Annotated in this window: 11 protein-coding genes; 9 read left to right on the plus strand and 2 right to left on the minus strand. The window is 62.1% G+C overall.

Going from position 1 to position 22,888, the window contains the following annotated elements; all coding sequences use genetic code 11:
- Positions 1-105 precede the first annotated feature (105 nt).
- The 8 genes from HTT03_RS12350 (at position 106) to HTT03_RS12385 (ending at position 18,884) form a co-directional block, all read left to right on the plus strand.
- Positions 106-1,545 (plus strand): hypothetical protein, encoded by a 1,440-nt coding sequence (locus HTT03_RS12350; protein WP_174860079.1) that lies wholly within the window; start codon positions 106-108, stop codon positions 1,543-1,545.
- A gap of 150 nt (positions 1,546-1,695) precedes the next feature.
- Positions 1,696-8,139 (plus strand): type I polyketide synthase, encoded by a 6,444-nt coding sequence (locus HTT03_RS12355; RefSeq protein WP_174860080.1) that lies wholly within the window; start codon positions 1,696-1,698, stop codon positions 8,137-8,139.
- Positions 8,140-8,144: 5 nt separating this feature from the next.
- On the plus strand, positions 8,145-9,176 hold the full coding sequence (locus HTT03_RS12360) for a glycosyltransferase family 2 protein (RefSeq protein WP_174860081.1): 1,032 nt from the start codon (positions 8,145-8,147) through the stop codon (positions 9,174-9,176).
- The gene (locus HTT03_RS12365; protein ID WP_174860082.1) at positions 9,173-13,759 is read left to right on the plus strand and encodes a MupA/Atu3671 family FMN-dependent luciferase-like monooxygenase; all 4,587 of its coding nucleotides are present in this window, start codon (positions 9,173-9,175) and stop codon (positions 13,757-13,759) included. The genes HTT03_RS12360 and HTT03_RS12365 overlap by 4 nt, the downstream gene beginning before the upstream one ends.
- The gene (locus HTT03_RS12370; RefSeq protein ID WP_174860083.1) at positions 13,759-14,430 is read left to right on the plus strand and encodes a 4'-phosphopantetheinyl transferase family protein; all 672 of its coding nucleotides are present in this window, start codon (positions 13,759-13,761) and stop codon (positions 14,428-14,430) included. The genes HTT03_RS12365 and HTT03_RS12370 overlap by 1 nt, the downstream gene beginning before the upstream one ends.
- 4 nt (positions 14,431-14,434) lie before the next feature.
- On the plus strand, positions 14,435-15,379 hold the full coding sequence (locus tag HTT03_RS12375) for a hypothetical protein (RefSeq protein WP_174860084.1): 945 nt from the start codon (positions 14,435-14,437) through the stop codon (positions 15,377-15,379).
- A complete protein-coding gene (locus HTT03_RS12380; RefSeq protein WP_174860085.1) occupies positions 15,376-18,036 on the plus strand; it encodes a hypothetical protein in 2,661 nt (886 codons plus the stop codon). Before HTT03_RS12375 ends, HTT03_RS12380 begins: the two co-directional genes overlap by 4 nt.
- Positions 18,027-18,884 carry a glycosyltransferase family 2 protein gene (locus HTT03_RS12385; protein WP_174860086.1) on the plus strand — a complete coding sequence of 286 codons (858 nt, stop codon included), beginning with the start codon at positions 18,027-18,029 and terminating at the stop codon, positions 18,882-18,884. The genes HTT03_RS12380 and HTT03_RS12385 overlap by 10 nt, the downstream gene beginning before the upstream one ends.
- 6 nt (positions 18,885-18,890) lie before the next feature.
- On the opposite strand, the gene HTT03_RS12390 is transcribed toward HTT03_RS12385, so the two are convergent.
- Positions 18,891-20,102, minus strand: coding sequence for a glycosyltransferase (locus HTT03_RS12390; RefSeq protein WP_174860087.1), 1,212 nt, complete (start codon positions 20,100-20,102; stop codon positions 18,891-18,893).
- A gap of 119 nt (positions 20,103-20,221) precedes the next feature.
- Here HTT03_RS12390 and HTT03_RS12395 point away from each other — a divergent pair, with 119 nt between their 5' ends.
- The gene (locus HTT03_RS12395; protein ID WP_425506323.1) at positions 20,222-21,571 is read left to right on the plus strand and encodes an oligosaccharide flippase family protein; all 1,350 of its coding nucleotides are present in this window, start codon (positions 20,222-20,224) and stop codon (positions 21,569-21,571) included.
- A gap of 4 nt (positions 21,572-21,575) precedes the next feature.
- Here the strand turns inward: HTT03_RS12395 and HTT03_RS12400 are convergent, their stop codons facing one another.
- Complete coding sequence (locus HTT03_RS12400) at positions 21,576-22,883, minus strand: GumC domain-containing protein (RefSeq protein ID WP_174860088.1); 1,308 nt, start codon at positions 22,881-22,883, stop codon at positions 21,576-21,578.
- Positions 22,884-22,888: the final 5 nt, after the last annotated feature.

The raw sequence follows: 22,888 nt of genomic DNA on the forward strand, positions 1-22,888 counted from the left end.
CTAGCGGGATGACAGGGGGCGGGCCAGATGGTAATTTGCACCGCCAAAGGCTCGGGTGCATCACCCGGCTGCGCGAGCGCAGCGCCAGACTTAAGCAAGGATAACATGCCAAACCCCGTTGCCTATCTGATGCTGCTGATCTGGCCCTTTATCTGTCTGGGTCTGTTCCGCAATCTGCCGCTGCAACGGGCGCTGATATGGTCGATCATGGGCGGCTATCTGTTCTTGCCGCCTTTGGCCGAGTTCAATCTGCCACTGGTGCCTGCCTTTGATAAAGTATCGATCCCGAACCTGAGCGTTTTGCTGATCATTTGGCTGGGAACAAACGAGAGGTTGCAGCTTTGGCCCAGCTCTCGGATCGCTGCTTTGCTGGTAGTGGGGCTCGTCCTTTCGGCAATTCCTACGGTGCTGACCAACAGCGACCCGATCCTGTTTCAAAGCCTGCATGGCATGGAGCCAATCCTCTTTCCCGTCGATGTTCTGCCGGGGCAGTCGATCCGGGATCTCGGCTCGGTCTTGATCGGACAGATCCTGACGTTGGTGCCTTTCTTGCTGGCGCGGCAGTTTTTGGCGGATGAGAAAGGTCTGCGCGAGTTGCTGTTCGCATTCATGCTTGGCGGGCTGGTCTATTCCTTACCCGCGCTGTTCGAAATCCGCTTTTCTCCGCAGTTGAACACGTGGATTTATGGATTTTTCCAACATTCGTTTGAGCAGATGATGCGCGATGGGGGCTTTCGGCCCATCGTCTTTTTGCCACATGCGCTTTGGCTGGCCCTGTTCATGTGTATTGCGCTTTTGTCAGCGGCGGCTTTGGCGCGGCAGGCGCCGATTTTGGATCGTTGGAAAATGCTGCTCTGGGTCGGCTACCTTGCGGTTGTGCTTTACCTTTGTAAAAGCCTTGCCAGTCAAGCCTATGCGCTGCTGTTGTTGCCAATGGTGCTGCTGACGCCAGCGCGGTGGCAGATCAGGCTGGCTCTCGTTTTCGCAACGGTCGCGGTGATCTACCCGGTGCTGCGCAACGCCGGGCTGGTGCCGCTGGATGCGATCCTTGCGCAGGCCGAAGCGATTAGCGCCGACCGCGCGCAATCACTGGGCTACCGTTTTGACAACGAAGAACAACTGCTCGCCCGGGCGGCGGAAAAGCCGTGGTTCGGCTGGGGCGGATGGGGGCGCAATCTGATCCGGGACGCGACGAGCGGCAATATCTTGTCGGTTCCCGACGGCCGTTGGATCATCGTTTTCGGCACCTTTGGCTGGTTTGGCTACCTGTGCGAGATGGGACTTCTGGCGCTGCCCATTGCTCTGATCGGCGTGCATCTTTGGCGCCAAGGCGATGCTGAGCTGTCGCCTTGGGTTGCCCCTATGACGCTGATCCTCGGCATTACGATGATGGACATGCTGCTCAACGCCACGCTGACGCCGCTCACATGGCTCAGCGCCGGGGCGATCCTCGGCCACGGGGAGAGGCTGGCCACTGCGCGTCGGACCGGCTATCTTCACCCGAAAGGGGCCGAAATGTCGACCCGGCGCCGCACAGTATTCTGACCTAGGGTTAACAAAACGGGTCAGACCTGATTCTCAGCATGGTTGCGGCACATTTTTGCCAGATTCCCCTGTTGTAAGCAGATATCGGGTCTAACTGAGCCCATAAGGCGCATCACCGCGACCCGGCAGGCGATGGGATGTTATAGACCAATGAGCAGCAAAAACAGCAGCGTTACGCGAGATGACATCGCTATCGTCGGCATGTCGGTCACCGTTCCGGGCGCCGAGGGGGTAGATGCCTATTGGGCAAATCTGCGCGATGGCTTGAGCGCGTTGCGCCGCGTCGATGAAGCGGCGTTGCGCGCGGCGGGTGAAAGCGCGGAGCGTATGGCCCGGCCAAACTATGTTCCCGTCACGGCTGACATGCCGGGGTTTGACCAGTTCGACGCTGAGTTTTTCGGCTTTTCGCCCAAAGACGCCGCGATCCTCGATCCGCAGCACCGCAAGTTCCTTGAGACCGCATGGCAAGCCATGGAACAGGCGGGCCATCCGCCAGAGAGCATTTCTGGCCCCATCGGCGTTTATGCCGGTAGTGGGATGGGAAGCTATTTCTATTTTAACATCTGCTCGAACCCTGAGTTGGTCGATGACGTGGGCATGTTCTTGCTGCGCCACACCGGCAACGACAAGGACTTCCTGTCGACACGGGTAAGCCATGTGTTCGACCTTAAGGGGCCGTCGATTAACCTTCAGACCGCCTGTTCGACCTCGTTGGTGGCAATCCATTATGCCGCGCAGGCTTTGCGAGCGGGTGAGATTGACATGGCGCTGGCGGGCGGCGTGACCATCGAACTGCCGCAGGGCCGGGGTTATGAGTACAAAGAAAACGAAATCCTTTCGCCCGATGGGGAATGTCACGCCTTTGACCACCGTGCGCAGGGAACCGTCTTTGGCTCCGGCTCCGGCGCCGTAGCCTTGCGGCGATTGGAGGATGCGGTTGCCGATGGCGATCACATTTGGGCGGTCATCAAAGGCTCGGCCATCAACAACGACGGGGCGGCCAAGGCAGGCTATCTCGCGCCTTCGGTTGAGGAGCAGACAGCAGCGATTGCCCAAGCGCTCGACGCGGCGGGGGTGGCGGCACAGAGCATCGGCATGGTCGAATGTCATGGCACCGGCACCTATCTGGGCGACCCGATTGAGGTGGCCGCGCTGACGCAGGCCTACCGGGCCGAGACCGAGGCTGAGGATTTCTGCCGCATTGGGTCGGTCAAGACCAACATCGGCCATCTGGACACCGCAGCGGGGGTCGCCGGGCTGGCCAAGGCCGCGTTGGCGTTGCACCATCGGCAAATCCCGCCTTCTCTGGGTTATGAAGCGCCCAACCCGGCGATCCCCTTCGACGGCTCGCCCTTCCGTGTCAACGACCAACTGTATGATTGGCCCGCCCAAGATACGCCGCGCCGTGCTGCGGTCAATGCGCTTGGGGTGGGTGGCACCAACGCGCATATGATCCTTGAAGAAGCGCCTCCGCGGGCGGCCTCTGAGGAGGGCGATTTCCCGTTCCACGTGTTGTGCATATCAGGCCGCAGCAAGGCCGCGTTGGAGGCCAATAGCAAAGCGCTTGCCGCCCATTTGCGTACCCGTCCCGATCAGCCGCTGGCGGATGTGGCTTTTACACTGAAAGAAGGCCGCCGCGCCTTTGATAAACGCCGGGTGTTGGTGGCCGAAAGCCACGAAGAAGCCGCTGCCTTGCTTGAGACTGCCGACCGCCGCCGTGTGTTTACCCATGACCATCTGGGCGATAATCCCGACGTCGTGTTCATGTTCCCCGGCGGTGGCGCGCAATACGTCGATATGGCCCGCGACCTCTATGAGACCGAGCCGGTCTTTGCCGAATGGATGGACCGCGGGTTGGCGCATCTGGAGCCGCAGCTTGACTATGACATCCGCGCGCTTTGGTTGCCTGAACCGCAGGACCGCGCGACAGCGGAGGCCCAGCTCAAACAGCCATCTGTTCAACTGCCGCTGATCATGATTGTGGAATATGCGCTGGCGCAGCTCTGGCTGTCTTGGGGGGTCAAACCTGCTGCCATGGTGGGCCATTCGATGGGCGAGAATGTTGCCGCCTGTCTGGCCGGGGTCATGGGCTTTGAAGACTGTATCGATCTGGTGCTGCTGCGTGGACGGTTGTTTGACGAGGTGCCAGCAGGGGGGATGGTCAGCATTTCCGCCCCGCTGTCGCAGATCACCCCGTTCTTGGGGCCGGACCTAGATATCGCCAGCATCAATGGGCCTGAACTGGTCGCGGTTTCTGGTCCCGATGCCGCTTTGGCCAAGCTGCAAGACCGGCTCCGCGCCGCCGAGATCGATCACCAACGCATTGCCATCGATATCGCGGCCCATTCGCGGATGCTGGACCCGATCCTTGCCCGTTACCGCAGCTTTCTTAAGGAGTTGGACCTGCAACCGCCGCAGATGGCTTTCCTGTCTAACCGCAGCGGCACGTTCATCACGCCCGAGATGGCGACCGACCCAGAGTATTGGGTCGAGCAACTGCGCCACACAGTGAACTTTGCCGATTGCATCAGCCACCTTGCGCAGGGTCGCAAATGCGTATTCCTCGAAGTGGGCCCCGGTAAGGCGCTGTCATCGCTGGCGCAGATGAACGCCGATGTATCGCCGGGGCAAGTGCTGTCCTCCCTGCGGCATCCGGATCAAGAAATCGCAGATGATATCTATTTCCTCGGTGTCATCGGGCGGCTTTGGGCCTGCGGTGTTGAGGCTGACTGGGGGCAAATCTGGGGCGAAGCACGGCGCAACCGCGTTGTTTTGCCGACCTATCAGTTCCAGCGTACGCGCTACTTCATCGCGCCGGGCGAAGCCGCGCAGAAAAGCAGCACGCCACCCGTGCAACGTGAAAACGACATTACAAAATGGGGTGCTGTGCCACATTGGCAGCCGCGCTATGCCGAAGCTGACAGGGGGCTCGATGGCTCGTTGGACTGGCTGGTCTTTGCAGATGCAGGCGGATTGGCAGCGGAGGCTATCGCAGGCTTGCAGCAAGACGGACACCGCGTGGTTCAAGTGACAGCGGGGGACGGTTTCGCTCAAATCTCTGACACCGAATATACGCTGGCCGCAGAACAGGGACGGTCTGGCTATGAGCAACTGCTGGCTGCCCTGTCTGATACGGGCCGATTGCCGGACCGTATCGCGCATTTCTGGCTGACCGATGATGCCGTCGCCCCGCGCCCCGGTTCCAGCAGCTTTGATCGCAATGTCGAACAGGGGTTTTGGAGCCTGACGTGGTTGGCGCAGGCCTTGGGCGCGATGGATCGGACCGTCCCGTTGCACCTGAGCGTCTTCACCACCGGCGCAGCCCAGCTGGGCGACGAAGAATTGGCGTATCCGGAGAAGGCTTTGATCTCCGGTCCTGTTGGGGTCATGGCGCGAGAGCTACCGGCGCTCACTGCCGCGCAGATCGATCTTGAGGTTGCCGTGGTATCCGCCAAACGGACGTGGTTTGCCAATGCTGCTCAGCCGGCCCCGGTGATCTCGCGGGGCGATCTGCTTGATGAGCTTCTGGCGCAGCCTGCCAACCTACAAGTCGCGCATCGCGCGGGAAGACGGCACGAGTTGGAACACCGGAACGTCGCCCTCGCAGAAGACGCGCCGCTGGTTTGGAAATCGGGCGGTAGCTATTTAATCACCGGCGGCTTTGGGGGCATCGGGCTGACGCTGGCCGCCGATATTTTGGCGACCTCTGAAACCCGTGTGATCCTGCAAAGCCGTGCGGCCCTGCCACCCCGCGCCGAGTGGGAAAACTATTTGGCCCGAAACGGTTCTGCCTCCGCCACCGCGCGCCGCATTCGCGCGGTTTTACGGCTTGACCGCATAGCGGCGCAGAATGGTGGTCTGGTTGAGGTTGCGCAGGCCGATGTCACCAACCTCGCCCAGATGCGCCGCGTGATTGACGACGTGCAATCGCGTCACGGCGGTTTGACCGGGGTGATCCACGCGGCGGGTGTGTTGGACGATGCACCCATTTTGGCCAAGGGCGATGCAGCCATCGACGCGGTCTTGGCGCCCAAGGTGCAGGGACTGCGGGTGATTGACCAACTGTTGCCGGATGGGGCCTTGGACCTGCTGGTCTTGTTCTCCTCGACCTCGACGGCCACCCGCTCTGCCGGACAGTCGGACTATGTTGCAGCAAACGCTTGGCTAAACGCCTTTGCGCAGGCCCGCCGTCATGCGAAGACACGTGTGGTTGCGGTGAATTGGGGCGTTTGGGCGGACGTCGGAATGGCTGCCAATAGCCTTGGCGGTGGCGGTGCTGCAGTTCTGCCGACCCGCCCGGTCGATTCAGCCCTGCTGCTAGAGAGGGGCGCGGGGGCCGATGGGATGCCCGAGTTCATCACCGAAATCTCCGCCGCGCATTGGTTGCTAGATGAGCACCGCACCCAAGATGGACGCGCGGTGATGCCCGGTACAGGCTATATCGAATTGCTTGCCGAAGCAGCACAGGCGCAGGGTTTGCAAGGGTTTGCGCTCAAAGACCTCTATTTCCTGCGTCCGCTCCAGCTGGCCGACGGGGACAATCGCAAACTCAAGATTACCTTGCGGCCCGAAGGTGCGGGTTTTGCGGCGGAGTTGCGCAGCGACTGCGTGATAGATGGCCGCGCCGCTTGGCAGTTGCATGTTCAGGCGCAGATCGAACCAGCGGCGCAATCGACCGTCTCTTCCCTTGATCTGGCGGCGATTGCCGCGCGCTGTGCGACCGTAGAACAGGCCGCGCCAAAGGGACGTTTGCGCGCCGCGCAGGAGGCTCATCTGAACTTTGGGCCGCATTGGCATGTGTTGCAACGCACCGCCATGGGGCAGGGCGAGGGCTTGGCCACATTACACCTGCCCAAAGCGCTACGGGGTGATCTGTCCGCTGGGCATTTGATGCATCCGGGCATGATGGACATTGCCACCGGCTGGGCCATGGACTTGATCCCCGGCTATGCGGCGCAGCACCTCTGGGTGCCGCTGTCCTATGGCGAAATCCGGTTCTACGCACCGCTCTCTGCCGACATCCGCTCCCATGTGCGGCTGGAAGAGGGGGATGCTGATAAGGGCACCGCCCGGTTTGCAGTGACAGTCTGCGATCCCGATGGAAAGGTGCTGGTCGAGGTCAAAGACTTCACCATGCAACGGCTTGAAGGCGCGTTGGCCGACGTGCCGCCGCCCGATGCCCGCGAAGTGGTGTTTGACCGCGCCGCCGCCGAACCCACACTCAGCCCTGCCGAAGAGCGGTTGGCCAGCGTGATACGCCAAGGCATCCGCGCAGAGGAGGGACCAGAGGCCCTGCGCCGCGCGCTGGCGCTGAACTTGCCGCAGGTCATTGTGTCTTCTGTGCCGCTCGACACGCTGATCGCGCAGGCTGAGACACCGGCGAACGCTCCCGGCGGCGCAAAGCAAAGCTTTGATCGCCCCGACCTAGACGGAGAGTTCACCGCCCCCCGCAACGCTGTCGAAGAGAAGCTGGCCGAGATTTGGTCCGGACTTCTGGGCGTTAGCCCCATTGGCGTTGAGGACAGATTCTTTGACCTTGGAGGACATTCGCTGATCGCGGTACGGCTCTTTGCGGCGGTGAAACGCGAATTTCAGGTGGAGTTCCCCATCTCGGTGCTGTTTGAAGCCCCAACCATTGCGCAATGCGCCGCCCTTATTGTCGCGCGACGCGGTGATGCGGGAGAGGGGGACGCGGTGCAAGAAAACGCGCCCACATCGTCTCACCCCTTTAACTATCTAGTGCCGCTCAACCAATCGAGACAGGATAACGCCCCCCTGTTCGTTGTGGCGGGGATGTTTGGCAACGTGCTGAACCTGCGGCATCTGGCGCTACCATTCAGCAATGAACGCCCCGTGATGGGCATTCAGGCACGTGGGCTGATCGGCGATGACGCCCCCCACGAGGACGTCAGAGCCGCTGCCGCCGATTATTTAGCCGAGGTCAGCAGGGTGCAGCCGCAGGGGCCTTACCTGCTGGCGGGCTACTCCGGCGGTGGGATCACGGCCTATGAAATGGCGCAACAGTTGCGTGCCGCCGGTGAAGAGGTCGCGGTTCTGGCTCTGCTCGACACGCCGCTGCCGGTACGGCCTGCGCTGTCCCGCCCGGATAAGGCGTTGATTAAACTGGCGGAGTTAAAGCGCAAAGGGCCGCGGTATCTGATCGAATGGGCGCAAAGCCGTTGGGCATGGGAACGCAGCCGCAGACTGCCACAGGACGCCGGAACCGAGGGCACGGCGGCAGGCATCGCCTTTAACAGCCTGCGCATTCAGGCCGCTTTCCTCCGTGCAGTGGGGAACTATGAACCGCCCCCGTGGAACGGACCGCTGACCCTTTTCCGACCCCCCTTGGACCGGCGTTGGCAGGTAACCGATGGCAAATGGGTGAGCGCTGAACGTGAATATGTGTTCGAGGACAACGACTGGCGGCAATATGCGCCGGATATGCAAGTGATCGAAGTGCCGGGGGATCATGTCAGTATGGTGCTGGCCCCCAGTGTCACCGTTCTGGCGCAGGAATTGGCCGAGGTAATCGACGCAGCTTTGGCGGCACCGCAACGGGTTGATGTCGCAGCACAGGCCACGGCGGCGGAGTGAAACAGATGCACAGCCCCAGCCCATCGGTCCCCAGCCTTTTGGTTGTCGTGTTGAACTACCGCACGGCAGAGATGACCCTGCGCGCAGCCGAAGCTGTTTTGGTCGATTTGCCGGGGACGGACAGGGCATGGGCCGAATTGGCAATTGTCGACAATGACAGCGCGGACGGATCAGCCGCCTTGCTTGAACAAGCGATTGCGGAGCGTGGATGGAATGCCGGGGGACGTGTGCGCTTGATCCGCGCGGCGTACAACGGCGGCTTTGGAGCGGGGAACAATATCGCCATAAGGGCCGGCATGTCAGATGGCCGCGCCCCTGACTTCATACATGTGGTGAACTCTGATGCCTTCCTTGATCCGGGGTGTATCGCGGCCCTGTTGGCGCATCTACAAAGCACCCCGCGGGCCGGCATAGCAGGCAGTCATGTGCGCGGCGAAGACGGTTTGCCTCATACCACGGCCTTTCGCTTTCCCACCATTGCCGGAGAGTTTGAAGCCGCCGCACGTATTGGCCCGATCACACGGCTGCTCAAGTCTTACGTGGTCGCCCCACCGCTGCCCAAAGAGGCCACGCCTGTTGATTGGGTTGCGGGCGCCAGTATCATGCTGCGCGGCGAGATGTTGCGCGAAATCGGCCTGTTTGATGAGGGCTATTTCCTCTACTACGAGGAAACCGACCTTGCCCTGCGTGCCGCGCGGGCGGATTGGGACTGTTGGTACCTCCCGCAGGCGGGCTGCGTGCATGTGGGCTCGGTTTCGACCGGGATGAAGGAATGGCAGCGCATGCCTCGGTATTGGTTTGACAGCCGCCACCGCTATTTTGCAAAAAACCATGGCAGCATCTATGCGTTGTTGGCACTGGCGGCGCGGCTGGCGGGAAGTGCGCTGCACGCATTGCGCTGTCTGCTGACCGGGCGCCAGAGCGAAGATCCCCCGCGTTTTGCCCGCGATTTGCTGGCCCATGCGCTGACGCGGAAACGCAGTCAGCCGCACCCCACACACCCCCCACGCCGCCCCGCTACGGAGGACCGTCCATGACCGCCGCTTTCCAGACCGCACCGCTTACGATCCTGCTGATGGGCGACGAATCCTTGACCATCGCCTGCGGCGACATGGTGTTGGCCGGAGGGCATAAGATCGCAGCAGTCATCTCCCGCGATGGGGCGGTGCAGGACTGGGCCGCTGCACAGGGGTTGGCGGTCCTTCAAGATGCGCAAGACCTTTTGCAAAAGCCCAGGCAAGCCGATTGGTTGCTGAGCATTGCCAATCTGCGGCTGATCCCGGACGCGGTGCTGGCTTTGCCGGCCAAAGGGGCCATCAATTTTCACGATGGTCCGCTGCCCCGTTACGCCGGGTTGAACACGCCAGCTTGGGCAATCATCAACCAAGAGGCGGCGCATGGGGTCAGTTGGCATCTGATCGAACGTGGTGTCGATACCGGAGATCTTCTGGCGCAGCGACGGATCGAAATCGCCCCGGATGACACGGCCTTTAGCCTGAACTCCAAATGCTATGCGGCAGGCATGGAAAGCTTCGGCACGGTGCTTGGCCAGCTGGAAAAGGGTGAGCTTACCACCACGGCGCAGGATCTGAGCCAGCGAAGCTACTTCGCCCGCGACAAACGGCCCGCGCGGGGCGGTGTGATTGACTTTTCCCAAACATCCGCGGCCATTCACGCCCTGTTGCGGGGGCTGGACTTTGGCGCCTATTGGAACCCGCTTGGCACCGCGAAAGTGGTGACGGCACAAGGACAGGTCCTGAACGTGAAAGAGGCCGCTCCCCTCTCAGCAGAGGGCGGGGAGCCCGGTACCGTTATCGAGGCGACTGAGGATAGGCTCATTGTGGCCGCAGGCGATAGGCAGGTCGCTGTGTCGGGGCTCACCGACCTTTCCGGCCAGCCTGTCATCCCGGCGGCATTGTTCACTGTCGGTGACCTGCTGAGTGACGCCATAGGTCCCCTGCCAAACCCGGCAGAGGAAGGCCATTGGCGCGCGGCGCTGTCTGGGTTTGACCCGCTGCCCGTTCCCTTGGCTGCGCAGAGCAACGCGGCGCCGAGCTATCAGTCACAGGAGCTTAATGTGCCAAAGGGGGCGGACCGGCTTCACCTGCTGACCGCCGCCGCCCTTGCCACCCTGCGCGGTGCCGGGCGCAGCGCGGGTGGGGTTGCCTTTGTCCGGTCTGGCGCATCTGCACCGCTGCTGGCTGATTGGTTGCCTCTGTCGGTTGAGGCTGAGGCCGAGACTTTGTGGAGCGAAGCTGTCTCTCAACTGGCCCCCCAGATCGCCCGTGCAGAGACATCGGCGGGCTTTGCTGCCGATCTGCCGCTGCGCGACCCGGCGATTGAAGCCACATCAACGCCCGACTTCGCGATTGGGTTTGAAGACCGCCCGCTGACAGGTGCTGCCCTGACCGTCTGTCTGACGGAAAACACGACGCGACTTTACTATGATGCAGCCCGGATCGATGAGCCTGCGCGCGATTTGCTCGTTGCGCGCTTTGAGGCCGCGTTTGCCGCTTTTCTTGCTGCGCGAAACTGCCAGGATGTCTGGGCACTGCCCAAGGCTGAATGTGAGCGCCTGTCGCAGATTAACGCCACGACGCGTGCCTATGAACCGCTCACGATCCATGCCGCATTCGAGGCGCAGGTGGCCGCTACGCCCGATGCGCCCGCGTTGGTTTTTGAGGGTGAGACCCTCAGCTACGCTGCGCTGAACGCCCGCGCCAACCGCGTCGCGCACCGTCTGCGCGACATGGGCGCAGGGCCGGGCGTGCCCGTCGCGCTCTGTGCTGCACGGGGCGTGGACCTGCTGGTTGGCGCGTTGGGTATCGTCAAGGCGGGCGCTGCCTATGTGCCACTGGACCCGGCCTATCCGGCTGAGCGGCTGGCGCATTACCTTTCTGACAGCGCGGCACCGATTGTGGTCACGCAGGCGGGGCTGGTCGCAAGCCTGCCGGATCATAGCGCGGCGGTGTTTCTGATCGATGGCGATCCCGGTCTTGCCGATGCTCCAGACAGCAACCCGGCGGCTAACGCCGGGCCGGATGACCTTGCCTATCTGATCTATACCTCAGGCTCCACCGGAACGCCCAAGGGGGTTATGGTCTGCCACGGCAATGTGGCAAATTTCTTTGTTGGGATGGATGACCGGATCGACCATGAGGCAGGCGCGGTTTGGTTGGCAGTGACGAGCCTGAGCTTTGACATCTCAGTGCTTGAACTGTTCTGGACCCTCGCACGTGGGTTCAAGCTCGTGCTGGCGGGAGATGACAGCCGGGCGCTGATGTCGAACGGGCCGCTGCCCACGTCAGAGCGAAAGATCGACTTTAACCTGTTTTACTGGGGCAATGACGATGGGGTCGGGCCAAAGAAATACGAGCTCCTGCTCGAAGGGGCCAAATTCGCAGACGCGCATGGGTTTAACGCGGTTTGGACGCCGGAACGGCATTTCCATGCCTTTGGAGGCCCATATCCGAACCCGTCGGTCACCGGCGCGGCGGTCGCGGCGGTCACGCAGAATATTGACGTGCGCGCAGGCTCTTGCGTCGCCCCGTTGCACCACCCGGCGCGAATAGCCGAAGAATGGGCAGTGATCGACAACCTGACGAATGGCCGCGTCGGATTGGCCATCGCAAGCGGTTGGCAGCCGGATGATTTTGTGCTGCGGCCCGAAAACACACCACCGCAAAACAAACCGGCGATGTATGAGGCGATTGACCAGCTGCGCAAGCTCTGGGCGGGCGAACCGGTTGCCTTCCCGCGTGCAGACGGCACGCCCCATCTGGTTGTGACCCAGCCGCGCCCGGTCTCCAAAGTCTTGCCGATCTGGGTGACGACTGCGGGCAACCCTCAGACGTGGAAAGAGGCGGGTGAGATCGGGGCAAATGTGCTGACCCATCTGCTCGGACAATCGGTTGATGAAGTGGCCGACAAGATCAAGATCTACCACGACGCCCTGCGCAATTCGGGTCATGATCCGGCAGACTTCACGGTCACGGTGATGCTGCACAGCTATCTGGCCGACACCCGCGCCGCAGCCGAAGAGACCGCCCGTGCGCCGATGAAGGACTATCTGCGGTCGGCGGCAGGGTTGATCAAGCAATACGCATGGGCCTTCCCCGCGTTCAAAAAGCCGGCCGGGGCCAGTTCCCCTTTCGAGATCGACTTGGAAGGGTTGGCGCCCGAAGAAATGGATGCGATCCTTGAGTTTGCCTTTCAGCGGTATTTCAATGACAGCGGCATGTTCGGCACCGTGGCCGATGGTTTGGCGCGGGCTGAGCAACTCAAACGGATCGGCGTGGATGAAATCGCCTGCCTGATCGACTATGGGATTCCCACCGACAAGGTCATGGCTGGGCTGACCCCCTTGGCCGAGGTGTTGCGACGCGCCAATGCCGGGGGACGTCCGGCAGAGGACGATCATTCTATCGCGGCGCAGATTGTCAGACATGGTGTGAGCCATCTGCAATGCACGCCGTCGATGGCGCAGATGATGGTGATGAACGACGAGGCGCGTCACGCACTGGCCTCGGTTCAGTCGCTGCTGATCGGGGGCGAGGCGCTGTCGGGCACGCTGACGCGGAGCCTGCGCGAGGCGACGGCGGCGCAGATCCAGAACATGTACGGCCCGACGGAGACCACCATCTGGTCCACCTCCCATGTCCTTGACGATACCGCCGCCACGACCGCTCCGATCGGCACGCCTATCGCCAATACCCAGGTCCATGTGCTTGATGCCAACCGCCAACAGGTGCCGCTAGGGGCGGTTGGGGAATTGTGGATCGGCGGGCAGGGTGTGACGCAGGGCTATTGGCAGCGCCCTGAGATGACTGCCGACCGTTACATCCCGGGCCCGAACGGTGCCGGGCTTCTATACGGCACCGGCGATCTGGTGCGGCTGGATGCGGCGGGCGTGCTGCATTTCGAAGGCCGCGCCGATGCGCAGGTAAAGATCCGGGGTCACCGGATAGAACTGGGTGAAATCGAGGCGCGGTTGGCAGATTTGCCGGGGGTCACGCAGGCTGTCGCTGTTCTGCGCGAGGATGCGGCAGGGCAGGGAGGGCCGCGGCTCGTGGGCTATGTGGTCGCTGACAGCGAGGTCGACAGCGAAGCCGCGCGGCGGGTGCTTGCGCGCCAACTGACCGAGATCATGGTGCCGCAGGTGATCGTGACGCTGGCCGCGATGCCCCTGACACCGAACAAGAAAATCGACCGCAAGGCCTTGCCTGCGCCGGGTCGGCCAACAGAAGCATCGGTGGCCTCAAACCGGGACAAGGACGCAGCCCCGGCCACAGGCAGCGCGGCTGCCATTGCAGAGGTCTGGCGCGGGCTCTTGGGGGTGGGTGACATTCAGGGCGGGGATAACTTCTTTGCCTTGGGGGGGCATTCGTTGTTGGCGGTTCAGGCACACCGTGACCTCAAAGCGGCCTTGGGTCTGAGCACCCTATCGATCACCGACATCTTTCGTTTCCCGACCCTCGCTGCACTGGCAGCCCATGTCGACGGGCTGACCGGGGCCGTCGCGGCACCTGAGCCTGACCCCACGGCAAACACATCTGCGCGGTCCGAGACCATGTCAAAACGGCGCCTTATGCGGGCCGGGCGCAGTCGCGCGCGCGGGTGATGGGCGAAGCCGAGATCACCGCCGCGGTGCGGGCGCTGTTTGATCGGCCCGTTGGTGTTGCCGTGACCCGCCCCGCGGCCCCGCAACTGCCCCTGCTGCCGGGGGAGGCCGCGCATCTTTGTCGCGCGCGCCCTGCGCGGATTGCCGAGTTCACCGCAGGACGCAGCGCCGCAAGGCAAGCGATGCAGCAGCTTGGCGTCTTGCCACAGCCCGTATTCGCCGCCCCCGACCGCGCACCCATTTGGCCAGCAGGACTGGTGGGGTCGATCAGCCACTGTGCCGAATGGTGCGTTGCGGTGTTGGCGCATCGCGATGACTATGCGTCTCTCGGCGTGGATATTGAGGACGATGCCGCACTGCCTGACGACCTTGCAGAGGAGATTTGCGGCCCGTCAGAGCGGGCGGGCATGGCGAGGCAGCCCAAGGGAACGAAACAGATATTCTGTGCCAAGGAAGCGGCCTATAAGGCGCAATACCCTTTGACCAAGACGCTGTTCGGCTTTGACCGGTTCGAGGTGCATTTTAGCGACAGCAATCGCTTCACCGCACGATTTACACAAACAACAAAAGGGTTTAGGCGCGGCGATTACCTGCCGGGGCGGATTGTGCCGGTCAGAGGCCATCTTGTCACCGGGGTGGCGATTGGGCAGATTAGATCGAAAGGAGCTTAAACTCATGGTTGCAGTATCACGCCGCATATTCCTGGGCGGCGCTGCCGTGGCGAGCCTTGGCGGAGGCACCGGTTTGTTCCGGGGCGCACGGCTGCGAGAGCGGGCCAAGACGGTCTATGCCACAGCGCTCGACGCGCCGACTGAACCCATGCAGATTTATCATTTGGGACATTCTCTGGTGGGGCGAGACATGCCGGCGATGTTGGAGCAAATGGCCGGAGAGGACCACGGCTATCACAGTCAAACCGGCTGGGGGACGTCACTGCGTGACCATTGGGAGCCTGATGTGCCGATCAAAGGGTTCGACCGCGAGAACGACCATGCGCAGCACCGTCCCGCGCGGTCGGCCATCGGGTCGGGCCGGTATGACGCGGTGGTGTTGACAGAAATGGTCGAGATCGCAGACGCCATCCGCTACCACGATAGTGCGGAATATCTGGGCCGTTGGGCCAAGCTTGCAAAGGCGGCCAATCCTGATTGCCGGGTCTATCTTTACGAGACTTGGCATCATACCGATGACGGCAACGGCTGGCTGACGCGGATCGACCGTGATCTTGATAAATATTGGCGCAATAAGGTGCTGTACCCCGCGCTCGAAGCCGCCGACGTGCCGATCTACCTTATCCCCGCTGGTCAGGTCATGGCCGCCTTCGTGCGTGCGATGGATGCCGAGGGGGGCATCGGCGGGATCATCAGCCTGCATGATCTCTTTACCCGCGACGACAAGGGCCGCCCTGACACGATCCATTTTAACGACCAAGGCGCCTATCTGGTGGCGCTTACCCATTATGCAACGCTTTACCACAAAGACCCGCGGGGGCTTCCGCATCAGTTGAACCGCGCCGATGGCACCCCCGCCGCCACGCCAAGCGCCGAGGCTGCGCGGCTCATGCAAGAGGTGGTCTGGGACGTGGTGCGCGCCCATCCCGACACCGGCGTCGCGGCATGAGCGGTCTGGGCGGGCTGCTTTCGGTCCTGATGGTGGGCCACAGCCTGTTCGGCCAGACCGGCCCCGCCATGTTGCAAGAAGCGCTGCGTGCCGGGGTCGGCCAAGGCGAGGTGCGCGCCCAGATCATCAACGGCGCGCCGCTGCGCTACAATTGGGAGGAATCGGACAAGGCAGAAGGCGTGGATGCCCGCACCGTCTTGCCCGAAGGGAACACCACCCATCTGATCTTGACCGAGGCTATCCCGCTGGCAAACCACACCCGCTGGTCAGATAGCGAGGTCTATGCGCAGGCATTCTTCGGCCTCGCCGCCGCTGCCAATCCCACGGTTAAGGTCTATATTCAGGAAACATGGCATTCATTGAACAACGGCACCGGGGAGCCGGTGGCCCACGACGAACGTGCCGATACCCCATGGCGCATGCGGTTGGACGCGGACCTGCCCGCATGGGAGGCCTTGGTGACCGCAGTGTCCCGAGGGCGCACGTCCGACAGCGCGAGCATTGAGCTCATCCCCGCCGGTCAAGCCATGGCGCGGCTTCATGATGAGATCGCCGCCGAGCGGATACCGGGATTGAACGACATTGACGCGTTGTTTTCCGACGATGTCCACCTAAACGATCTGGGCCATTATTTCGTTGCCATGGTGCAATACGCCACCCTGACCGGCACTGACCCGCAAGGGCTGCCGACGACGTTCAGCGATCAATGGGGCAATCCATTCGACGCGCCTGAGCCGGAATTGGCGCGGCATCTTCAGCGGGTGGCTTGGGCTGCGGTGCGGGCCTATCAGGGGGGCGCTGTGGTGCCGGTTCCGCCGCCACCTCCTACGCAGGCCAGCGCAACGGAGCAGACCGCACCGATCGCCCCCAATGCCCCACCACCCGCGCCTGCTTTGCCTGACCCGTCGGCAGCGGGCAGTTTGCCGTCGGTCGCTGATGAAAGTGACGCGATGGTGCCGGACAATAGGGCAGCGGCGCCTGAGCAAGCCGCGCCAAACTTGGTAGCCCCCTTCCAGATCATCGCCCCCGCTGACGCGCGGCCCGGTACCACCGATCTGGGCCTCGGCCTTGCCGCCATTGCCGATTGGAGCACGCAGGTGCCATTTTTGAACCTGATGAAAACATCGCGGCCATGGCTCGGTCATCTCGCCGGACGGTTCGGTGGCATGGAATACGGCGAGTTGCAGGCGGGCGGCTATCTCGATGCGGAAGGCTGGCCTACCCAAATGCCGCGTGAGCTTGGTAGCATCGGCACGCTTATCCTGACCGACATGCCCGAAGCGGCGCAGACGCTCAAGGGGCGGTATATTCTGCGTTTTGAGGGCAAGGGCGTTATCGAAGTCACAGGCCGCGCCAAGAACGTGCGCTATGGCAAGAATAGGGTGCAGTTTGACTATACGCCCGGTCCCGGCAGCGTCGATATCCGCATTCAGCGGATCAACCGCAGCGATCCGCCGCGCAACATCACTGTCGTTCGCGAAGATCGACTGGCGGTCTATGATGCGGGCGTACGGTTCAACCCTGATTGGACCCAACAGCTGGAAGGCATGGACGTTTTGCGTTTCATGGACTGGATGATGACCAATGACAGCCCAATCGCCCGTTGGGAAGATCGCCCTCGACCTCAAGACGTCACCTATGCTCTGCGCGGTGTGCCGGTGGAGGATATGGTCGCGCTGGCCAATGAACTGGGGATCGACCCTTGGTTTAACATGCCACATCTGGCGGAGGAGGGCTATGTCACCGCCTTTGCGACCTACGTGAAAGAGCACCTGTCGCCCAAGCTGACGGCCCATGTTGAATTCTCCAATGAGGTCTGGAACTGGCAGTTTACCCAAACCACTTGGGCCGACGATATGGCGCAGAGCCGTTGGGGTGAGAATGACAAGGGGATGCAGTTCTACGGCATGCGGGCCGCCGAGGTGGCAAGACTGTGGTCCGATGTCTTCGGCGCACAGGGCAGCGACAGGTTGAGCAATGTAATCTCCACCCAGACGGGATGGTTGGGGCTAGAGACCGAAGCGCTGGAGGCACCGTTGTTCGTGGCGGAGGACAAGGCCAACCGTCCCCCCGTAGAGGCTTTCGATGCCTATGCGGTCACAGGGTATTTCGGCGGCATCTTGGGGCTAGAGGAGCGTGCCGAAAAGATAGACGCGTGGCTGGACGACAGCGCGGCAGAGGCGCGCAAGGCAGCAGAACGGGAGGGGCTGAGCGGGACGGCTATGGAGGCGTATGTCGCAGCCCATCGTTTTGACGCAGCCGCAGCCTTGGCAGCGCAGGAGTTGCGCAACGGGGCCATCAGCGGCAATGCGCAGGACACGCTGGCCGATTTGATCGGGCGCGTCTGGCCCTATCACGCCGCCGTGGCACGGGCGCATGATCTTGATCTGGTGATGTACGAAGGCGGAAGCCATGTGGTCGGGCTTGGCTCACGGGTGAATGATGACAGACTTACCGCGTTTTTCCATCATCTGAACTATAGTCCCGAAATGGGTGGGCTCTATGACGATCTGCTCAAGGGGTGGAAGGCCATCGGCGGGCAGTTGTTCACTCATTACGCTGATGTTTACGCCCCGACAAAATGGGGCTCTTGGGGGGCGCGACGCTATCTCAGCGACGACAACCCGCGCTGGCGGTCCTTGGTCACATGGGAGTAACGCCAAAGGCGCCGACCCGCGCCAGTGTTCTGATCCCGGCGCATAACGAGGCCGACTGGCTGCCGGGATGCCTGCGTGCCCTTGGTCAGTCCGATCCTGTTGTTGGCGCTGTTGAGGTGATCGTGATTGCCAACGGATGCCACGACAACACCGCTGAATTGGCGCGCGGGTTCTCTGCCGAGTTTGCCGCACGCGGATGGGCTTTGCAGGTGATCGAACTGGCCGAGGGCAGCAAGCTCGCTGCGCTCAACGCGGGCGAGGCAGCGGCGTCAGGGGCGGTGTTGGTCTATCTGGATGCGGATGTCCGGGTCTCCGCCCCGCTGCTTGGGCAGCTTGTCACGGCATTGGATTGCGAAGCCCCACGCTATGGCAGCGGCGTGCCACGTGTCACCACGACGGGTAAGGATTGGGTGTTGAAGCACTACACGCGCTTTTGGTGTACCACGCCGTTCATGACGGTTGGCGTACCGGGGTTCGGTATCTTCGCGATGAACCGTGCAGGACGGGCGCGATGGGGGGCTTGGCCGGATATCATCTCGGACGACACTTTCGCACGGCTCAACTTCCGCCCGGACGAGCGTATCGCGGTCTCTGGCACCTATGACTGGCCGATGATCGAAGGCTTTGCGCCGCTGGTTCGGGTGCGGCGGCGGCAGGACATCGGGGTAGAGGAGGTCGAGACGCTTTATCCAGAGTTGCTGCACAATGACGACCCTCACGATCAGGCGCGGCCACTCTGGCGGCGGGCCCTCTCGGACCCCTTAGGGTTCGTGGTCTTTATCACGGTGCGTCTGGCGATCCGCGCGCCGATCCTGCGCAGTTCGAACCGCTGGGTGCGCGGCCGGTAGAGAGGGTTAGCTCTTTGCTCCTGCCTCTTGCATATGGCGTGCCAGTTTAAGCGCTTCGGTCGCCGCATCATGGCGTTCGAACACGCGAAGTCGGTTTGCCTGACCCATTTCTTCTAGCCTATCGAGCGGCGCATCGTGTAACGCGGCCATTGCCGTGGCCAAAGCGGTTACATCACCTGCGGGCACCAGCCAACCGTGCCGATCGTGCTGCACAAGCTCAGGCGTACCAGCGATATAGGTCGCGATAACGGGACGGCCCGCGGCCATCGCCTCCATCACAACCATCGGCAGACCTTCAGCAAAGCTCGGCATCACAAGCCCATGCGCGGCAGAGAGTTCGGCGGTCACACGCGCCTCATCCACCCAGCCAGTGAGGGTGATGCGCTCCGCCAGATTGTGCCGCGCGATCTCTGCTTCAATGGTCTGGCGCATCTCGCCATCGCCGATGAGGGTCAGGTGAAGCTCCGGATGGCTGTCGCGAAGCTGGGCCATGGCCGCGACGAGCGCCAGCTGGCCCTTTTGTTCAACCAACCTGCCGATTGAGACCAGACGGCGCGGGCCGTCGGGCAGGGGGGGCGGGGTCGGAAACTTCGCCGGTTCAATGCCACAATGCACGACCCTAATGCGGGGCCAATCCTCTGGCGCGGCCCAGCGGTAGAGCTGGCTGCGGCCGAACTGGCTGATTGCCACGGCAAAGGCGGCGTGGTGAATTTTGTCGCCCAGCGACAAGGCGCGGGGGCTGTCGAATTCTTCGGGTCCGTGAACGGTGAAACTATAGCGCGGCCCGCCCAATCGGTGACAGAGCATCGCAACCATCGCCGCGTTGGTGCCGAAATGCGCGTGTAGATGGGTCACACCGCTGCCTGCCAAACGGTCTCTAAGATAACAGGCTTCTGCAAGGTAGATAAGATGCCGGGGCAAGCCGCTCTCGGCCCGTTTCGCGGCTTGCCATACTTGCCGCAATGCGCGGCCCATGCCAGCGGGGTTCTGCACCAGTGTTTTTAGCACCGCTGCGAGCAATCGCCCTGCACCGGCCTGCAAGACATACTCCGTTCGCGCCTGTTCTGCTTGGTTCTGCACGTCCACCAACGGCCCCTCAGGCCCGCGCATGGCGAAACGCTGTACCTCATGGCCTGCAGCCTCCAACGCCACAATCTCGCGCCGGATGAAGGAATGTGACGGCTGAGGATAGGTGTTGAGGATATAAGCGATGCGCAAAGGGGGAGCCTTGGGCTGAGAGCGTGTTAAACATTGTTACCCGCCCCCTTGCCACTGGCACAAGAGGGCGGGAGGCTTTAGTCTGATCCGCAGAAGCGGCAGAGGCGCGGGATCGAGTGATTTCAAAGGTTTCCCATGCGGTGACGGGCAATCGCCTGATGGCCCGCGCGTTGCGGTCGACGTCTTGGATCGTGCTGGGCTATGGCGGGTCGCAGGCGATCCGTCTGGGCTCGAACCTGATCCTGACCCGGTTGCTGTTCCCCGAAGCCTTTGGCTTGATGGCCCTGATCCAAGTGGTGATCGTCGGACTGACGCTTTTCTCGGATGTGGGCATCGCGCCCTCCATCGCGCAGAGCAAACGGGGGGATGACCCGGACTTTCTGAACACCGCCTACACAATCCAAGCGTTGCGGGGGGCGGGGCTTTGGCTTGCAGCCTGTGCGCTGGCATGGCCGGTGGCGCAGTTCTATGACGCGCCGCAGCTGTTGATCTACCTGCCCATCGCGGCACTTAGCCTTTTGATCGCGGGGTTTAACCCCACCCGGATTGAGACCGCGCACCGGCATCTGCAAATGGGACGGCTGACTCTGCTGGACCTCGCCTCGCAGGTGATTGGGATTGTCATCATGGTGGTGGGCGCCTTGATCTGGCAATCGGTCTTGGCGCTGGTGGTCGGCGGTGTAGCGGGCGCATTGGCGAAATTATTGCTGACCCATTTCTATCTGCCCGGCGCTGCCAACCGTTTTCGCTGGGAGCGCGCCGCAGCGCGGGAGCTTGTGCATTTCGGCAAATGGATTTTTCTGTCGACGATGTTCTGGTTCTTCGCGAGCCAAGGCGACCGGGCGATCTTGGGCAAATTCCTGTCCTTAGACGGTTTAGGCATCTATAATATCGGTTATTTCCTTGCCAGCTTTCCGCTGCTGCTGGGCCAGAATGTCACCGGACGTGTGATGATCCCGATCTACCGCGAAACCGGAGCGCGTGATCACGCCAAGCTGCGCCGGATGCGCTATGCGCTCAGCGCTGGTTTGCTGCTAATGCTGGCGCTTATGGCCTTGGCAGGACCGTGGCTGGTTGGGTTGCTTTATGACCCGCGCTATCTGGCGAGCGGGGCGATCCTAGTTGTCTTGGCGCTGGCATTGATGCCGCAGGTGATCGGGCTGACCTATGACCAGGCGGCACTTGCGGCGGGCGACTCGCGGCGTTTCTTCATCTCATCGGCCACGCGGGCGAGCCTTCAGATTGTGCTGCTGCTGGTGGGGGTGATTTATGCCGGGCTACCGGGGGCGTTGATCGGCATGGGGGCGGCGATAGTCCTGTCTCATTTTGTGTTGATCTGGCTGGCCCGTGCGCATGGCGTCTGGGACGGTTGGCATGATCTGACATTCACTGCGCTTGCCTTAACCCTGGGGGCGGTGGCGCTCTCGCTGCATTGGGACTGGCTGGGTGATATTGCAGCTGTGGGCTGATTGGTCAGCCCTGACGCGCCCCTTTACGGGCCTGCCGCGCGGCGCGGCCCTTCTGGCCAGCTTTCAGACGTTCCTGCCAAACCTTGCCCAAAGTCCGGCGCTTTTCGCGGGGGCTTAGGTCAGGGATCGACACGACCGGCACCAGCCCGGTTTCGCGGGTCATTTGCCGAGCCGAACGGATCACCGGGCGGCGCAGTTCCAGCAAGAAGGCCACCAACAGCGCCAGCGCGACACTTGCCATGCCCCCAATGGCAGCACGTTTCTTCCGGCTGAGCGAGATCGGGTATTCTGGCAGTTCAGCAGACTCTAAGGTGGTGAGCTTCTCACCGCGTTCATCGGCCTCAAGAGAGAAACCGACCTCGGCCTCATTGCGCCGTGCGCTGATAACCTCAAGCTGATCTTGCAACTGCTCTAAACGACGCTCGAAACGGGCGAGCTCTCGCTCAACCTCTGGCGAGGTCTGAAGGCTGGCGCTCAGCGCGTCGCGCTGTTCTTCCAGCAGGTCACGCTGTGTTGTAAGGCTCTCCAAGGTGGCGTCCAACTCGGCCTGCTCGCGCGCAATGGTCGCGGCGCGCGCGTCGGGGTTGGGGCGGTCTCGTGCCAGCCGGGTTGCGATGATCTCTCGGTCTAAGTCGAGGATCGCTTCATTGAGACTACCAATTTCGCCCCGGCGAAATTCCAGACTGCCCTCGAGCGACAGGTCATTCGCGGTGCTAAAGGCGGCGCGTTCTTCTTCAAGCTTGGCAATGTCGCGGATCAGGTTTTCCTCTTGCCGCTGGAAGAACTCCAACGTTTCGCGGGTTTGGTTCTGACGCTGCGCGGCCGAGAGAGCGCGGGTGCGGTCTGCGAACTCCCGCGCTACGGCCTGTGCATCGGCGGGATCGTCCATTTCCGCAGTGAATGTCACCACCGAGATCCTGCCATCATCGCCGTAGCCCTCACGGGGGGCCGCCACCCCTGTGATGGAGACGGAGCGGCGCAGCAGATCAACCTTTTCGCTTTGGCGCAACGTAGTCAATTTCTCGTAGAGGCCAAACTTATCAATAATATCAATGAGGTTCCCTCGCGCCATGAGTTGCTGCTCAATGAGTTGCAGCCGCCGGGCAGAAGAGCCTTCGACCGTTGAGGGGGCCAGATCATTCGCAATTTTGGGCTGTTCGATCTGGATGACTTCGGAGGACCGATAGACATGCGGGGTCGATAACGCCCAGATGACCGATGCGATGCAACCCAACAGGACGATTACGAAAATTACACCCGCGCGGCGGCGCAGCATGTCGATGAAGTCATCGAGAGTATAGATCGGTCCCATGGGTC

The organism is Sulfitobacter maritimus (assembly GCF_013346665.1).
Taxonomy (GTDB): Bacteria; Pseudomonadota; Alphaproteobacteria; order Rhodobacterales; family Rhodobacteraceae; genus Sulfitobacter; species Sulfitobacter maritimus.

Coding starts and splice junctions, on each gene's coding strand:
- HTT03_RS12350 (WP_174860079.1), top strand. CDS start 106: ATGCCAAACCCCGTTGCCTATCTGATGCTGCTGATCTGGCCCTTTATC.
- HTT03_RS12380 (WP_174860085.1), top strand. CDS start 15,376: ATGAGCGGTCTGGGCGGGCTGCTTTCGGTCCTGATGGTGGGCCACAGC.
- HTT03_RS12400 (WP_174860088.1), bottom strand. CDS start 22,883: ATGGGACCGATCTATACTCTCGATGACTTCATCGACATGCTGCGCCGC.
- HTT03_RS12385 (WP_174860086.1), top strand. CDS start 18,027: ATGGGAGTAACGCCAAAGGCGCCGACCCGCGCCAGTGTTCTGATCCCG.
- HTT03_RS12375 (WP_174860084.1), top strand. CDS start 14,435: ATGGTTGCAGTATCACGCCGCATATTCCTGGGCGGCGCTGCCGTGGCG.
- HTT03_RS12360 (WP_174860081.1), top strand. CDS start 8,145: ATGCACAGCCCCAGCCCATCGGTCCCCAGCCTTTTGGTTGTCGTGTTG.
- HTT03_RS12365 (WP_174860082.1), top strand. CDS start 9,173: ATGACCGCCGCTTTCCAGACCGCACCGCTTACGATCCTGCTGATGGGC.
- HTT03_RS12355 (WP_174860080.1), top strand. CDS start 1,696: ATGAGCAGCAAAAACAGCAGCGTTACGCGAGATGACATCGCTATCGTC.
- HTT03_RS12370 (WP_174860083.1), top strand. CDS start 13,759: ATGGGCGAAGCCGAGATCACCGCCGCGGTGCGGGCGCTGTTTGATCGG.